This is a genomic window from Enterobacter sp. RCC_40 (genome assembly GCF_041360735.1).
Classification (GTDB): domain Bacteria; phylum Pseudomonadota; class Gammaproteobacteria; order Enterobacterales; family Enterobacteriaceae; genus Enterobacter; species Enterobacter ludwigii.
In genome coordinates this window covers 14,108-29,199 of sequence record NZ_JBFUPR010000013.1, presented here as the reverse complement: position 1 = coordinate 29,199, position 15,092 = coordinate 14,108, and the positions used below count along the sequence as shown (strand labels likewise).

11 protein-coding genes and 1 pseudogene are annotated in these 15,092 nt (G+C 51.9%); 9 read left to right on the top strand and 3 right to left on the bottom strand.

Annotated features, from left to right (window positions below; genetic code table 11):
- The 9 genes and pseudogenes from tuf to rpoC form a co-directional block, all read left to right on the top strand.
- Positions 1–123, top strand: a pseudogene (gene tuf, locus AB6731_RS22655) (elongation factor Tu); the annotation flags it as partial.
- Positions 124–352: 229 nt separating this feature from the next.
- Positions 353–736 carry a preprotein translocase subunit SecE gene (gene secE / locus AB6731_RS22650; protein ID WP_003862342.1) on the top strand — a complete coding sequence of 128 codons (384 nt, stop codon included), beginning with the start codon at positions 353–355 and terminating at the stop codon, positions 734–736.
- A gap of 1 nt (position 737) precedes the next feature.
- Positions 738–1,283: a transcription termination/antitermination protein NusG gene (gene nusG, locus AB6731_RS22645; protein WP_003862341.1), complete on the top strand. Its 546-nt coding sequence runs from the start codon at positions 738–740 to the stop codon at positions 1,281–1,283.
- Between the two features lie 155 nt (positions 1,284–1,438).
- Complete coding sequence (rplK, locus tag AB6731_RS22640; protein ID WP_008808007.1) at positions 1,439–1,867, top strand: 50S ribosomal protein L11; 429 nt, start codon at positions 1,439–1,441, stop codon at positions 1,865–1,867.
- A 3-nt stretch (positions 1,868–1,870) separates the two neighbouring features.
- Positions 1,871–2,575 carry a 50S ribosomal protein L1 gene (gene rplA, locus AB6731_RS22635; RefSeq protein ID WP_006810530.1) on the top strand — a complete coding sequence of 235 codons (705 nt, stop codon included), beginning with the start codon at positions 1,871–1,873 and terminating at the stop codon, positions 2,573–2,575.
- A gap of 291 nt (positions 2,576–2,866) precedes the next feature.
- Positions 2,867–3,364 carry a 50S ribosomal protein L10 gene (rplJ, locus tag AB6731_RS22630; protein ID WP_004097644.1) on the top strand — a complete coding sequence of 166 codons (498 nt, stop codon included), beginning with the start codon at positions 2,867–2,869 and terminating at the stop codon, positions 3,362–3,364.
- A gap of 66 nt (positions 3,365–3,430) precedes the next feature.
- Positions 3,431–3,796 carry a 50S ribosomal protein L7/L12 gene (rplL, locus tag AB6731_RS22625; RefSeq protein WP_014168154.1) on the top strand — a complete coding sequence of 122 codons (366 nt, stop codon included), beginning with the start codon at positions 3,431–3,433 and terminating at the stop codon, positions 3,794–3,796.
- A gap of 319 nt (positions 3,797–4,115) precedes the next feature.
- Entirely contained in the window at positions 4,116–8,144 is a 4,029-nt protein-coding gene (gene rpoB / locus AB6731_RS22620) for a DNA-directed RNA polymerase subunit beta (RefSeq protein WP_020882980.1), read from the top strand.
- A 76-nt stretch (positions 8,145–8,220) separates the two neighbouring features.
- Positions 8,221–12,444: a DNA-directed RNA polymerase subunit beta' gene (gene rpoC, locus AB6731_RS22615; RefSeq protein ID WP_014168156.1), complete on the top strand. Its 4,224-nt coding sequence runs from the start codon at positions 8,221–8,223 to the stop codon at positions 12,442–12,444.
- Between the two features lie 59 nt (positions 12,445–12,503).
- Here the strand turns inward: rpoC and AB6731_RS22610 are convergent, their stop codons facing one another.
- From AB6731_RS22610 to AB6731_RS22600, 3 genes are all read right to left on the bottom strand, one after another.
- Entirely contained in the window at positions 12,504–12,821 is a 318-nt protein-coding gene (locus tag AB6731_RS22610; RefSeq protein WP_014168157.1) for a PTS lactose/cellobiose transporter subunit IIA, read from the bottom strand.
- A 3-nt stretch (positions 12,822–12,824) separates the two neighbouring features.
- Positions 12,825–13,130 carry a PTS sugar transporter subunit IIB gene (locus AB6731_RS22605; RefSeq protein ID WP_014068453.1) on the bottom strand — a complete coding sequence of 102 codons (306 nt, stop codon included), beginning with the start codon at positions 13,128–13,130 and terminating at the stop codon, positions 12,825–12,827.
- A gap of 180 nt (positions 13,131–13,310) precedes the next feature.
- Positions 13,311–14,852 (bottom strand): sensor domain-containing diguanylate cyclase, encoded by a 1,542-nt coding sequence (locus AB6731_RS22600; protein WP_108647630.1) that lies wholly within the window; start codon positions 14,850–14,852, stop codon positions 13,311–13,313.
- Positions 14,853–15,092 lie beyond the last annotated feature (240 nt).

Below are 15,092 nucleotides of genomic sequence, written 5' to 3'. Positions count from 1 at the left end.
GACAACATCAAGATGGTTGTGACGCTGATCCACCCAATCGCGATGGACGACGGTCTGCGTTTCGCAATCCGTGAAGGTGGCCGTACCGTTGGCGCGGGCGTGGTTGCTAAAGTTCTCGGCTAATTGCTGATAACATTTGACGCAATGCGCAATAAAAGGGCATCATTTGATGCCCTTTTTGCACGCTTTCAGATCAGAACCTGGCTCATCAGTGATTAAATTTGTCATAATCATTGCTGAGACAGGCTCTGCAGAGAGCGTATAATCCGAAAAGCGAATTAGCATTTCGATTTGGTTTGCCTCGCAATCGCGGGGTGAAAATGTTTGTAGAATACTTCTGACAGGTTGGTTTATGAGTGCGAATACCGAAGCTCAAGGGAGCGGGCGCGGCCTGGAAGCGATGAAATGGGTAGTCGTAGCCGTGCTGCTGATTGTAGCGATTGTCGGCAACTACCTTTATCGTGACATGATGCTGCCGCTACGCGCGCTTGCAGTGGTAATTCTGATTGCTGCAGCGGGTGGTGTCGCGCTGTTGACGACAAAAGGCAAAGCGACTGTCGCTTTTGCTCGCGAAGCGCGTACCGAAGTCCGCAAGGTAATTTGGCCGACTCGCCAGGAAACATTGCACACCACGCTGATCGTAGCGGCGGTTACCGCTGTAATGTCACTGATCCTGTGGGGACTGGATGGTATTCTGGTTCGCCTGGTATCCTTTATCACTGGCCTGAGGTTCTGAGATGTCTGAAGCCCCTAAAAAGCGCTGGTACGTCGTTCAGGCGTTTTCCGGTTTTGAAGGCCGCGTAGCAACGTCGCTGCGTGAGCATATCAAATTACACAACATGGAAGAGTTATTTGGCGAAGTTATGGTTCCGACCGAAGAAGTGGTCGAGATCCGTGGCGGCCAACGTCGCAAAAGCGAGCGTAAATTCTTCCCGGGTTACGTGCTGGTTCAGATGGTTATGAACGACGCGAGCTGGCACCTGGTGCGCAGCGTACCGCGCGTGATGGGCTTTATCGGCGGCACGTCTGACCGTCCGGCGCCAATCAGCGACAAAGAAGTTGATGCGATTATGAACCGCCTGCAGCAGGTGGGGGATAAGCCGCGTCCGAAAACGCTGTTTGAACCGGGTGAAATGGTTCGTGTTAATGACGGTCCGTTTGCTGACTTTAATGGCGTGGTTGAAGAAGTGGACTACGAAAAGTCCCGCCTGAAAGTGTCCGTTTCTATCTTCGGTCGTGCGACCCCGGTAGAACTGGACTTTGCCCAGGTAGAAAAAGCCTAAGCAGCGATCAAAAAAGCGACGATTTAATCGTTGCACAAGGCGCGAGATTGGAATACAATTTCGCGCCTTTTGTTTTTATGGGCTGCGGCCTGTAAAACGATTTTATTCACGGGGAGCCTCCTTGAGGCGTTATCACCCAATCAGAGGATTTTAGAATGGCTAAGAAAGTACAAGCCTACGTCAAGCTGCAGGTTGCAGCAGGTATGGCGAACCCAAGTCCACCAGTTGGTCCAGCTCTGGGTCAGCAGGGTGTGAACATCATGGAATTCTGTAAAGCGTTCAACGCCAAAACCGAATCCATGGAAAAAGGTCTGCCAATCCCAGTTGTTATCACTGTATACGCTGACCGTTCTTTCACTTTCGTTACCAAAACCCCTCCAGCAGCAGTTCTGCTGAAGAAAGCGGCGGGTATCAAGTCTGGTTCCGGTAAACCGAACAAAGACAAAGTGGGTAAAATTTCCCGCGCTCAGCTGCAGGAAATCGCGCAGACCAAAGCTGCCGACATGACTGGTGCCGACATTGAAGCGATGACTCGCTCAATCGAAGGTACTGCACGTTCCATGGGCCTGGTAGTGGAGGACTAAGAAATGGCTAAACTGACCAAGCGCATGTCCGTGATCCGTGACAAAGTTGATGCGACCAAACAGTACGACATCAACGAAGCTATCGCTCTGCTGAAAGAACTGGCTACCGCTAAGTTCGTTGAAAGCGTTGACGTTGCTGTTAACCTGGGCATCGATGCTCGTAAATCTGATCAGAACGTTCGCGGTGCAACTGTACTGCCACACGGTACTGGCCGTTCCGTACGCGTAGCTGTATTTGCTCAGGGTGCAAACGCTGAAGCGGCTAAAGCTGCCGGCGCTGAACTGGTAGGTATGGAAGATCTGGCTGACCAGATCAAAAAAGGCGAAATGAACTTTGACGTTGTTATTGCTTCTCCAGATGCAATGCGCGTTGTTGGCCAGCTGGGCCAGGTTCTGGGTCCACGCGGCCTGATGCCAAACCCGAAAGTGGGTACTGTAACCCCTAACGTTGCTGAAGCTGTTAAGAACGCTAAAGCAGGTCAGGTTCGTTATCGTAACGACAAAAACGGCATCATCCACACCACCATCGGTAAAGTGGACTTTGACGCTGACAAACTGAAAGAAAACCTGGAAGCTCTGCTGGTTGCGCTGAAAAAAGCAAAACCAACTCAGGCGAAAGGCGTGTACATCAAGAAAGTTAGCATCTCCACCACCATGGGTGCAGGTGTTGCAGTTGACCAGGCTGGCCTGAGCGCTGCTGCAAACTAATGCCTTTACGTGGGCGGTGATTTTGTCTACAATCTTACCCCCACGTTTGCTAACAAAAGTTAGCGGCTAAAAGATTTGTTCGTTGGAGCCTGGCCTAATCCAGGCCTCCGTCGAAGACCGCAGGTGTTTCGCAAGAAACTTAATGCCCTGCGTAGACGGTGACAGAACGCTAAGATTATTTTTGGATACTCTGGCTTGTTTCTGCTCACCGTATTAAGACGCTCTTTCCGTTGGGGAGAGTGAAGTGAGTTCCGGAACATGAGTTCCGGCAAACATCCAGGAGCAAAGCTAATGGCTTTAAATCTTCAAGACAAACAAGCGATTGTTGCTGAAGTCAGCGAAGTAGCCAAAGGCGCGCTGTCTGCAGTAGTTGCGGATTCCCGTGGCGTTACTGTAGACAAAATGACTGAACTGCGTAAAGCAGGTCGTGAAGCTGGCGTATACATGCGTGTTGTTCGTAACACCCTGCTGCGTCGCGTAGTTGAAGGTACTCCTTTCGAGTGCCTGAAAGACACGTTTGTTGGTCCGACCCTTATTGCATACTCTATGGAACACCCGGGCGCTGCTGCTCGTCTGTTCAAAGAGTTCGCGAAAGCGAATGCAAAATTTGAGGTCAAAGCTGCAGCCTTTGAAGGTGAGTTGATCCCGGCATCGCAAATCGATCGCCTGGCAACCCTGCCGACCTACGAAGAAGCAATTGCACGCCTGATGGCAACCATGAAAGAAGCTTCGGCTGGCAAACTGGTTCGCACTCTGGCTGCTGTTCGCGATGCAAAAGAAGCTGCTTAATCGCAGTTATCTTTATAAAGCATTTGCTTACGTATAAACTTATTCTGATTTTCAGGAACAATTTAAATGTCTATCACTAAAGATCAAATCATTGAAGCAGTTGCAGCTATGTCCGTAATGGACGTTGTAGAACTGATCTCTGCAATGGAAGAAAAATTCGGTGTTTCCGCTGCTGCTGCTGTAGCTGTAGCTGCTGGCCCGGTTGAAGCTGCTGAAGAAAAAACTGAATTCGACGTAATTCTGAAAGCTGCTGGCGCTAACAAAGTTGCTGTTATCAAAGCAGTACGTGGCGCAACTGGCCTGGGTCTGAAAGAAGCTAAAGACCTGGTAGAAGCTGCTCCAGCTGCGCTGAAAGAAGGCGTGAGCAAAGACGACGCAGAAGCACTGAAAAAATCTCTAGAAGAAGCTGGCGCTGAAGTTGAAGTTAAATAAGCCAACTTTTCTGGTTGCAGCCTAAGTCATTAGGCTGATGGCTGGTGACTTTTTAGTCACCAGCCTTTTTGCGCTGTAAGGCATCAGTAGCATTTCACACTGTTTGACTACTGGTTGTCCTGACAATGCATGTTTCTATCGACGACTTAATATATTGCGACAGGGTGCGCGCTCTGTGTAAATCGCGACGAAATGATTTAAGCGTGATAGCAACAGGTATTGCGGAAAGTATTCAATTTTCCGGTCCACAAAATGGTGTTGCACAAACTGTCCCTTCGTCGGACAGATGGGTCGACTTGTCAGCGAGCTGAGGAACCCTATGGTTTACTCCTATACCGAGAAAAAACGTATTCGTAAGGATTTTGGTAAACGTCCACAAGTTCTGGACATTCCATATCTCCTTTCTATCCAGCTTGACTCGTTCCAGAAGTTTATCGAGCAAGATCCTGAAGGGCAGTACGGCCTGGAAGCAGCCTTCCGTTCCGTGTTCCCGATTCAGAGCTACAGCGGTAACTCCGAGCTGCAGTACGTCAGCTACCGCCTTGGCGAACCGGTGTTTGACGTTCAGGAATGTCAGATCCGTGGCGTGACCTATTCCGCACCGCTGCGCGTAAAACTGCGTCTGGTGATCTATGAGCGCGAAGCGCCAGAAGGCACCGTAAAAGACATTAAAGAACAAGAAGTCTACATGGGTGAAATTCCACTCATGACAGACAACGGTACTTTCGTCATCAACGGTACTGAGCGTGTTATCGTTTCCCAGCTGCATCGTAGCCCGGGTGTCTTCTTCGACAGCGATAAAGGTAAAACACACTCCTCCGGTAAAGTACTGTATAACGCGCGTATCATTCCTTACCGTGGTTCCTGGCTGGACTTCGAGTTCGATCCTAAAGACAACCTGTTTGTCCGTATCGACCGTCGTCGTAAACTGCCTGCGACCATCATTTTGCGTGCGCTGCAATACACCACTGAACAGATCCTGGACCTGTTCTTTGAGAAAGTAATCTTTGAAATCCGCGACAACAAGTTGCAGATGGAGCTGGTGCCAGAGCGTCTGCGTGGTGAGACCGCGTCGTTCGACATCGAAGCCGACGGCAAAGTGTATGTGGAAAAAGGCCGCCGTATTACCGCGCGCCACATCCGTCAGCTGGAAAAAGATGATATCAAACTCATCGAAGTTCCGGTTGAATACATTGCTGGAAAAGTAGCCGCGAAAGATTACGTTGATGAATCAACTGGCGAGCTGATCTGCCCGGCGAACATGGAGCTGAGCCTGGATCTGCTGGCTAAGCTGAGCCAGTCTGGCCACAAACGCATCGAAACGCTGTTCACCAACGATCTGGACCACGGTCCTTATATCTCTGAGACTATCCGCGTCGATCCAACGACCGATCGTCTGAGCGCGCTGGTAGAAATCTACCGCATGATGCGCCCTGGTGAACCACCAACTCGCGAAGCGGCTGAAAGCCTGTTCGAGAACCTGTTCTTCTCCGAAGACCGCTACGATCTGTCCGCGGTTGGTCGTATGAAGTTCAACCGTTCTCTGCTGCGTGATGAGATCGAAGGTTCCGGTATCCTGAGCAAAGACGACATCATCGAAGTGATGAAGAAGCTCATCGATATCCGTAACGGCAAAGGCGAAGTGGACGATATCGACCACCTCGGCAACCGTCGTATCCGTTCCGTAGGCGAAATGGCGGAAAACCAGTTCCGCGTTGGCCTGGTACGTGTTGAGCGTGCGGTGAAAGAGCGTCTGTCTCTGGGCGATCTGGATACCCTGATGCCTCAGGATATGATCAACGCCAAGCCGATTTCTGCAGCAGTGAAAGAGTTCTTCGGTTCCAGCCAGCTGTCTCAGTTCATGGACCAGAACAACCCGCTGTCTGAGATCACGCACAAACGTCGTATCTCTGCACTCGGCCCAGGCGGTCTGACCCGTGAACGTGCAGGCTTCGAAGTTCGAGACGTACACCCGACTCACTACGGTCGCGTATGTCCAATCGAAACGCCTGAAGGTCCAAACATCGGTCTGATCAACTCCCTGTCCGTGTACGCACAGACTAACGAATACGGTTTCCTTGAGACGCCGTACCGTAAAGTGACCGACGGTGTTGTAACTGACGAAATTCACTATCTGTCTGCTATCGAAGAAGGCAACTACGTTATCGCTCAGGCGAACTCCAACCTGGATGACGAAGGCCACTTTGTAGAAGATCTGGTTACCTGCCGTAGCAAAGGCGAATCCAGCTTGTTCAGCCGCGACCAGGTTGACTACATGGACGTATCCACCCAGCAGGTGGTATCCGTCGGTGCGTCCCTGATTCCGTTCCTGGAACACGATGACGCCAACCGTGCATTGATGGGTGCGAACATGCAACGTCAGGCCGTTCCAACTCTGCGTGCTGATAAGCCGCTGGTTGGTACCGGTATGGAACGTGCTGTTGCCGTTGACTCCGGTGTTACTGCGGTGGCTAAACGTGGCGGTACTGTTCAGTACGTGGATGCTTCCCGTATCGTTATCAAAGTTAACGAAGACGAGATGTACCCGGGCGAAGCAGGTATCGACATTTATAACCTGACCAAATATACCCGTTCTAACCAGAACACCTGTATCAACCAGATGCCTTGTGTGTCTCTGGGTGAGCCCGTTGAGCGCGGCGACGTGCTGGCAGACGGTCCGTCCACCGACCTCGGTGAACTGGCGCTCGGTCAGAACATGCGCGTAGCGTTCATGCCGTGGAACGGTTACAACTTCGAAGACTCCATCCTCGTCTCCGAGCGTGTGGTTCAGGAAGATCGTTTCACTACCATCCACATTCAGGAACTGGCATGTGTGTCCCGTGACACCAAGCTGGGGCCAGAAGAGATCACCGCTGACATCCCTAACGTGGGTGAAGCTGCGCTCTCCAAACTGGATGAATCCGGTATCGTTTACATCGGTGCAGAAGTGACCGGCGGCGACATTCTGGTTGGTAAGGTAACGCCGAAAGGTGAAACCCAGCTGACGCCAGAAGAGAAACTGCTGCGTGCTATCTTCGGTGAGAAAGCGTCTGACGTTAAAGACTCTTCTCTGCGCGTACCAAACGGTGTTTCCGGTACAGTTATCGATGTTCAGGTCTTCACCCGTGACGGCGTTGAAAAAGATAAGCGTGCGCTGGAAATCGAAGAGATGCAGCTCAAACAGGCTAAGAAAGACCTGTCTGAAGAACTGCAGATCCTCGAAGCGGGTCTGTTCAGCCGTATCTATGCGGTGCTGGTTGCCGGTGGCGTTGAAGCTGAGAAGCTCGACAAACTGCCACGCGATCGCTGGCTGGAACTGGGCCTGACCGACGAAGAGAAACAAAATCAGCTGGAACAGCTGGCTGAGCAGTATGACGAACTGAAACACGAGTTCGAGAAAAAACTCGAAGCGAAACGCCGTAAAATCACTCAGGGCGACGATCTGGCACCAGGCGTGCTGAAGATTGTTAAGGTGTATCTGGCTGTTAAACGTCAGATCCAGCCTGGTGATAAGATGGCAGGTCGTCACGGTAACAAGGGTGTTATCTCTAAGATCAACCCGATCGAAGATATGCCGCACGATGCTAACGGTACGCCGGTAGATATCGTACTGAACCCACTGGGCGTACCGTCTCGTATGAACATCGGTCAGATTCTGGAAACCCACCTGGGTATGGCTGCGAAAGGTATCGGCGATAAGATCAACGCCATGCTGAAACAGCAGGAAGAAGTCGCGAAACTGCGCGAATTCATCCAGCGTGCCTACGATCTGGGTACCGACGTTCGTCAGAAAGTCGACCTGAGCACCTTCAGCGATGAAGAAGTGCTGCGTCTGGCAGAGAACCTGCGCAAAGGTATGCCGATTGCAACGCCGGTATTCGACGGTGCAAAAGAAGCTGAAATCAAAGAGCTGCTGCAACTGGGTGGTCTGCCAACGTCTGGTCAGATTACGCTGTTTGATGGCCGTACCGGTGAACAGTTCGAGCGTCCGGTAACCGTAGGTTACATGTACATGCTGAAACTGAACCACCTGGTCGACGACAAGATGCACGCTCGTTCTACCGGTTCTTACAGCCTGGTTACTCAGCAGCCGCTGGGTGGTAAGGCGCAGTTCGGTGGTCAGCGCTTCGGGGAGATGGAAGTGTGGGCGCTGGAAGCATACGGCGCAGCATACACCCTGCAGGAAATGCTCACCGTTAAGTCTGATGACGTGAACGGTCGTACCAAGATGTATAAAAACATCGTGGACGGCAATCATCAGATGGAACCGGGCATGCCAGAGTCCTTCAACGTACTGTTGAAAGAGATTCGTTCGCTGGGTATCAACATCGAACTGGAAGACGAGTAATTCTCGCTCAAACAGGTCACTGGTGTCGGGCTAACCCCCGACACCAGATTGTGCTAACTCCGACGGGAGCAAATCCGTGAAAGATTTATTAAAGTTTCTGAAAGCGCAGACTAAAACCGAAGAGTTTGATGCGATCAAAATTGCTCTGGCTTCGCCAGACATGATCCGTTCATGGTCTTTCGGTGAAGTTAAAAAGCCGGAAACCATCAACTACCGTACGTTCAAGCCTGAGCGTGACGGCCTTTTCTGTGCACGAATTTTCGGGCCAGTAAAAGACTACGAGTGCCTGTGCGGTAAGTACAAGCGCCTGAAACACCGTGGTGTGATCTGTGAGAAGTGCGGCGTTGAAGTGACCCAGACCAAAGTGCGCCGTGAGCGCATGGGCCACATCGAACTGGCATCTCCAACTGCGCACATCTGGTTCCTGAAATCTCTGCCGTCCCGTATCGGCCTGCTGCTGGATATGCCGCTGCGCGATATCGAACGTGTTCTGTACTTCGAATCTTATGTCGTTATCGAAGGCGGTATGACGAACCTGGAACGCCACCAGATTCTGACCGAAGAACAGTATCTGGACGCGCTGGAAGAGTTCGGTGACGAATTCGACGCCAAGATGGGTGCGGAAGCTATTCAGGCCCTGCTGAAAAGCATGGACCTGGAGCAAGAGTGCGAGCAGCTGCGTGAAGAGCTGAACGAAACCAACTCCGAAACCAAGCGTAAAAAGCTGACCAAGCGTATCAAACTGCTGGAAGCGTTCGTTCAGTCTGGTAACAAACCAGAGTGGATGATCCTGACCGTTCTGCCGGTGCTGCCGCCAGATCTGCGTCCGCTGGTTCCGCTGGATGGTGGTCGTTTCGCAACGTCGGATCTGAACGATCTGTATCGTCGCGTTATCAACCGTAACAACCGTCTGAAACGTCTGCTGGATCTGGCTGCGCCGGACATCATCGTACGTAACGAAAAACGTATGCTGCAGGAAGCGGTAGATGCCCTGCTGGATAACGGTCGTCGCGGTCGTGCGATCACCGGTTCTAACAAACGTCCTCTGAAATCTTTGGCCGATATGATCAAAGGTAAACAGGGTCGTTTCCGTCAGAACCTGCTCGGTAAGCGTGTTGACTACTCCGGTCGTTCTGTTATCACCGTAGGTCCATACCTGCGTCTGCATCAGTGCGGTCTGCCGAAGAAAATGGCACTGGAGCTGTTCAAACCGTTCATCTACGGCAAGCTGGAACTGCGTGGCCTGGCCACCACCATCAAAGCCGCTAAGAAAATGGTTGAGCGTGAAGAAGCTGTCGTTTGGGATATCCTGGACGAAGTTATCCGCGAACACCCGGTACTGCTGAACCGTGCACCAACACTGCACCGTCTGGGTATCCAGGCATTTGAACCGGTACTGATCGAAGGTAAAGCTATCCAGCTGCACCCGCTGGTTTGTGCGGCATATAACGCCGACTTCGATGGTGACCAGATGGCCGTTCACGTACCGCTGACGCTGGAAGCCCAGCTCGAAGCGCGTGCGCTGATGATGTCTACTAACAACATCCTGTCTCCAGCGAACGGTGAACCAATCATCGTTCCTTCTCAGGACGTTGTATTGGGTCTGTACTACATGACCCGTGACTGTGTTAACGCCAAAGGCGAAGGCATGGTGCTGACTGGCCCTAAAGAAGCTGAGCGTATCTATCGCGCTGGCCTGGCCTCTCTGCATGCGCGTGTCAAAGTGCGTATCACTGAATATGAAAAAGATGCTAACGGCGAATTCGTTGCGAAAACCAGCCTGAAAGACACGACCGTTGGCCGTGCCATTCTGTGGATGATCGTACCGAAGGGTCTGCCTTTCTCCATCGTCAACCAGGCGCTGGGTAAGAAAGCGATCTCCAAAATGCTGAACACCTGTTACCGCATTCTGGGTCTGAAGCCGACGGTTATCTTCGCTGACCAGACAATGTACACCGGCTTTGCATATGCAGCGCGTTCAGGTGCATCTGTTGGTATCGATGACATGGTTATTCCAGAGAAGAAACACGAGATCATCTCTGAAGCGGAAGCCGAAGTTGCTGAGATCCAGGAGCAGTTCCAGTCTGGTCTCGTTACCGCGGGCGAACGCTATAACAAAGTTATCGATATCTGGGCTGCGGCGAACGATCGTGTATCCAAAGCGATGATGGATAACCTGCAAACCGAAACCGTGATTAACCGTGACGGCGTAGAAGAGCAGCAGGTTTCCTTCAACAGCATTTACATGATGGCCGACTCCGGTGCGCGTGGTTCTGCAGCACAGATTCGTCAGCTGGCAGGTATGCGTGGTCTGATGGCGAAGCCAGATGGCTCCATCATCGAAACGCCAATCACCGCGAACTTCCGTGAAGGTCTGAACGTACTCCAGTACTTCATCTCTACTCACGGTGCGCGTAAAGGTCTGGCGGATACCGCACTGAAAACAGCGAACTCCGGTTATCTGACGCGTCGTCTGGTTGACGTTGCGCAGGACCTGGTTGTGACCGAAGACGATTGTGGCACCCTCGAAGGTATCACCATGACCCCGGTTATCGAGGGTGGTGATGTTAAAGAGCCGCTGCGCGATCGCGTACTGGGTCGTGTAACTGCGGAAGACATTCTGAAGCCGGGTACCGCAGACATTCTGGTTCCACGCAACACGCTGCTGCACGAACAGTGGTGTGACCTGCTGGAAGCGAACTCTGTTGACTCTGTGAAAGTTCGTTCCGTTGTATCTTGTGACACCGATTTCGGTGTATGTGCGCACTGCTATGGTCGTGACCTGGCGCGTGGCCACATCATCAACAAAGGTGAAGCAATCGGTGTTATCGCGGCACAGTCCATCGGTGAACCGGGTACACAGCTGACGATGCGTACGTTCCACATCGGTGGTGCGGCATCTCGTGCGGCTGCTGAATCCAGCATTCAGGTGAAAAACAAAGGTAGCATCAAGCTCAGCAACGCGAAGTCTGTTGTTAACTCCGCAGGCAAGCTGGTTGTGACTTCTCGTAACACCGAGCTGAAGCTGATCGACGAATTCGGTCGTACCAAAGAGAGCTATAAAGTGCCTTACGGTGCTGTTATGGCGAAAGGTGATGGCGAGCAGGTTGCCGGCGGTGAAACCGTTGCAAACTGGGATCCACACACCATGCCGGTTATCACCGAAGTAAGTGGTTTCATCCGCTTCACTGACATGATCGACGGCCAGACCATTACTCGTCAGACCGACGAGCTGACCGGTCTGTCTTCTCTGGTCGTTCTGGACTCTGCTGAGCGTACTGCCGGTGGTAAAGATCTGCGTCCTGCACTGAAAATCGTTGATGCTCAGGGTAACGACGTTCTGATCCCTGGTACCGATATGCCTGCGCAGTACTTCCTGCCGGGTAAAGCGATTGTACAGCTGGAAGATGGCGTACAGATCAGTTCTGGTGACACCCTGGCGCGTATTCCTCAGGAATCCGGCGGTACCAAGGACATCACCGGTGGTCTGCCACGCGTTGCGGATCTGTTCGAAGCACGTCGTCCGAAAGAGCCTGCAATCCTGGCTGAAATCAGCGGTATCATCTCCTTCGGTAAAGAGACCAAAGGTAAACGCCGTCTGGTTATCACCCCAGTAGATGGCAGCGAGCCGTACGAAGAGATGATTCCTAAGTGGCGTCAGCTCAACGTGTTCGAAGGTGAACGTGTAGAACGTGGTGACGTGGTTTCCGACGGTCCAGAAGCGCCGCACGACATCCTGCGTCTGCGTGGTGTGCATGCTGTTACTCGTTACATCGTTAACGAAGTACAGGACGTATACCGTCTGCAGGGCGTTAAGATTAACGATAAACACATCGAAGTTATCGTTCGTCAGATGCTGCGTAAAGCAACCATCGATAGCGCAGGCAGCTCTGAGTTCCTGGAAGGCGAGCAGGTTGAATACTCACGCGTCAAGATCGCTAACCGCGATCTGGAAGCGAACGGCAAAATCGCTGCGACCTTCTCGCGCGATCTGCTGGGTATCACCAAAGCGTCTCTGGCAACCGAGTCCTTCATCTCTGCAGCATCGTTCCAGGAGACCACGCGTGTCCTGACCGAAGCCGCTGTAGCAGGTAAGCGTGATGAACTGCGCGGTCTGAAAGAGAACGTTATCGTGGGTCGTCTGATCCCGGCTGGTACCGGTTATGCGTACCATCAGGATCGTATGCGTCGTCGTGCTGCAGGCGAACTGCCAGCTGCACCGCAGGTAACTGCTGAAGATGCATCCGCGAGCCTGGCAGAACTGCTGAACGCAGGTCTGGGTGGTTCTGACAACGAGTAATCGTTGATTCAGCAAATAAAAAACCCGCTTCGGCGGGTTTTTTTATGTCTGCATATTTTTCAGTTTATCAGCGGTAGCCGACGATACAGCTCAATCATATCGCCCGCCAGGTCCTGAATGACCATCGCGTTCATCAGGTGATCCTGAGAGTGGACGGTGATCAGGTTAACCGGCAGCTTTCCGGTCCCTTCATCAAGACCAATCAGCTGCGTCTGGATGGTGTGGGCATGTTTCACGTATTCACGCGACTCTTCCATCGCCTTTTCGGCTTCGTCAAAGTCACCTTTACGGGCCATCTGCAACGCCGTAAGGGCAGCACTGCGCGCTGCTCCCGCGTTGACCAGCAGTTCCATGATCGTTGTTTCTAAATCTTCCACGGGTCACTCCAGTAATTTAAGCGCTTTTTCCAGGACGACATCACCTTTCATCATGCCGTAATCCATCATGTCGATAACCGCGACCTTTTTACCCAGCGGATCGGCCTGCGCCTGAAGTTTAGCCTGCTCGTATTTAACCTGTGGCCCCAGCAATACGATGTCAGCCGTCGCGATATTATCTTTAAACTCCGCAACCGGAACGGCTTTAATGGTGACTTCAACCCCTTTTTTCTGCGCGGCGTCTTTCATACGTTGAACCAGCATGCTGGTTGACATTCCCGCTGCACAGCATAAAACGATGTTCTTCATAATCAGCCTCGATCTACATGTGTTTATTGATAATTATCCCGTGCAGACCGCTTCAACAACCGCTTTACCGCGATTGTGTGTCAGGCATCACAAAGAAATGGGTGATTTTCTGAAACCGGTTACAATTTTGCATGAAAGCGCACGCTGCCCGTCGAAACGGACAGCGTGGGAGGGAAGAAATTAACGGATGGAGGTCCGAAGGATACGGTTTTTACCCTGCTGTTTTGCGCTGTAAAGTGCGTTATCCACGCTCCCGACAAATTGCTCCAGCGGTTCGAAATGCCATTCCCCCAGGCCTGCACTGAACGTGACCTGTAGGTTTTCTTCCCGCCAGACGCGTTTTTCAATGGTGGTACGCCATGCTTCCAGCAACGAGATTGCATCAGCAATTTGCGTAGCCTGGAAGACCACCGCAAACTCTTCTCCACCATACCGGTACACCGAGATGTGGTGCGGTTGCATGATCTGGATCCCTTCACGCGCCACGTTACGCAGGACAATATCGCCGCTAAGGTGGCCCCAGGTATCGTTGATTGATTTGAAGTTATCGATGTCCACCAGCGCCAGTGCGAAAGGCTGTTGAGCCGCCATTAACTCTTCCACATCGGTATCGAACGCGCGGCGGTTTTTGCAGCCTGTTAGCGCATCGTGGGTTGCCTGGCGGACATATGCCATCTCACGCTCTTTATTCGACTGGATGGTATGACTCAGCATCGCTTCCAGACGCGGTGCCTGGCTGACGTCGCCAGTTTTGATGGCGTTGATAATATGCATCAGCACGGTACGCGAGGCATGGCGAAGGTACAAACCGAAGAGAATGATAATAATCGCCGCCAGTGCAAATCCCCAGCCAACGATAGTGGTTTCGTGGCGGGTAATATCCGTCAGGGTCGCGCCAGAGACCCGGTAGATGACAAACCAATCCGGGTTAGTGAAGGAGTAGTAGTAATACCAGGTTTTACTTTTCCGGTCGTATAAATGCCCCTCGCCGCTGGTCATTTTGTCCATCAGCGCTTCGCTCACGTATTTTTTGAACAGCGCGCCCGTGTCAGGATGAAGCACCACGGTTCCGTCGCGCTCGACGACGAAGAATTCCCCTTGTACAGGGGCCACCATCTGTCGAAGGGTATACCCCATCGACGCCAAATCAAGATGAAAGGCCAGGGTTCCCTTGAGTCTGCCTTCTGTTGAAATCAATGGCTTATAAAGCGTGACCGTTGGATGCCCGGTAAAGTAGTCCATATAAGGGTGGGTATAATGGCTGAAAATACTGGCTTCCGCGTAGGCGACAAACCACGGGCGCGTCCGCGGATCGGCGTTTTTACTCTTTTCCGTGGGAGGCGCTTCTGGAACGTGCAAATAATGCCCTTCCGTGTCGGCCAGCGAGATGGATGACACGGTCGGCATCAGGTTTTGCAAATGCATCAACATCTGCAACCCTTGCGTCGGGTTGATGTTCAGCGTCTCATTCAGTATTTCGTTGCGGGAAAAGTACATCGCAGAACGACCAAGAATATAGTCGTTTTCACGCAACATTGATTCGGTATAGTTAACCGCCAGATTATGCGTGAAATTACCATTAATTTTGTGATAATCCTCAAGAAAATCCTTTCGTTGCGAAAGCGTAACCACGACAGCGATCAGTGCAAAACTGCACAGTATCCCCGCGAAGCTGGCCATTATTGGCCGGGTAAAAGAGAGTTTTTTGCTGTGAAGTGCCATGAGTTGTACATCATTCCTGAGGGTGAATGCTTTTCGTCTGCCGATATCCTCTCAGCATAGTCGCAGTCCTGCGGTTAGCTGTGAATTATACGGAACACGATTTCAGACGAGATGATTTATCTTAAGAATGGCTAAGAAATTACTCATAAAATCAGAAATTCAGTGTGCACGATAAGTCAGAGGCAGGGCGAAACGAGGAAGAAGCTTTTCGCCCTGGTCAGCGTCCGTTGCTGACCACAT

Excerpts from the sequence above, each read along its gene's own strand:
- secE (WP_003862342.1), top strand. The coding sequence starts at position 353 with ATGAGTGCGAATACCGAAGCTCAAGGGAGCGGGCGCGGCCTGGAAGCG.
- nusG (WP_003862341.1), top strand. The coding sequence starts at position 738 with ATGTCTGAAGCCCCTAAAAAGCGCTGGTACGTCGTTCAGGCGTTTTCC.
- rplK (WP_008808007.1), top strand. The coding sequence starts at position 1,439 with ATGGCTAAGAAAGTACAAGCCTACGTCAAGCTGCAGGTTGCAGCAGGT.
- rplA (WP_006810530.1), top strand. The coding sequence starts at position 1,871 with ATGGCTAAACTGACCAAGCGCATGTCCGTGATCCGTGACAAAGTTGAT.
- rplJ (WP_004097644.1), top strand. The coding sequence starts at position 2,867 with ATGGCTTTAAATCTTCAAGACAAACAAGCGATTGTTGCTGAAGTCAGC.
- rplL (WP_014168154.1), top strand. The coding sequence starts at position 3,431 with ATGTCTATCACTAAAGATCAAATCATTGAAGCAGTTGCAGCTATGTCC.
- rpoB (WP_020882980.1), top strand. The coding sequence starts at position 4,116 with ATGGTTTACTCCTATACCGAGAAAAAACGTATTCGTAAGGATTTTGGT.
- AB6731_RS22605 (WP_014068453.1), bottom strand. The coding sequence starts at position 13,130 with ATGAAGAACATCGTTTTATGCTGTGCAGCGGGAATGTCAACCAGCATG.
- AB6731_RS22600 (WP_108647630.1), bottom strand. The coding sequence starts at position 14,852 with ATGGCACTTCACAGCAAAAAACTCTCTTTTACCCGGCCAATAATGGCC.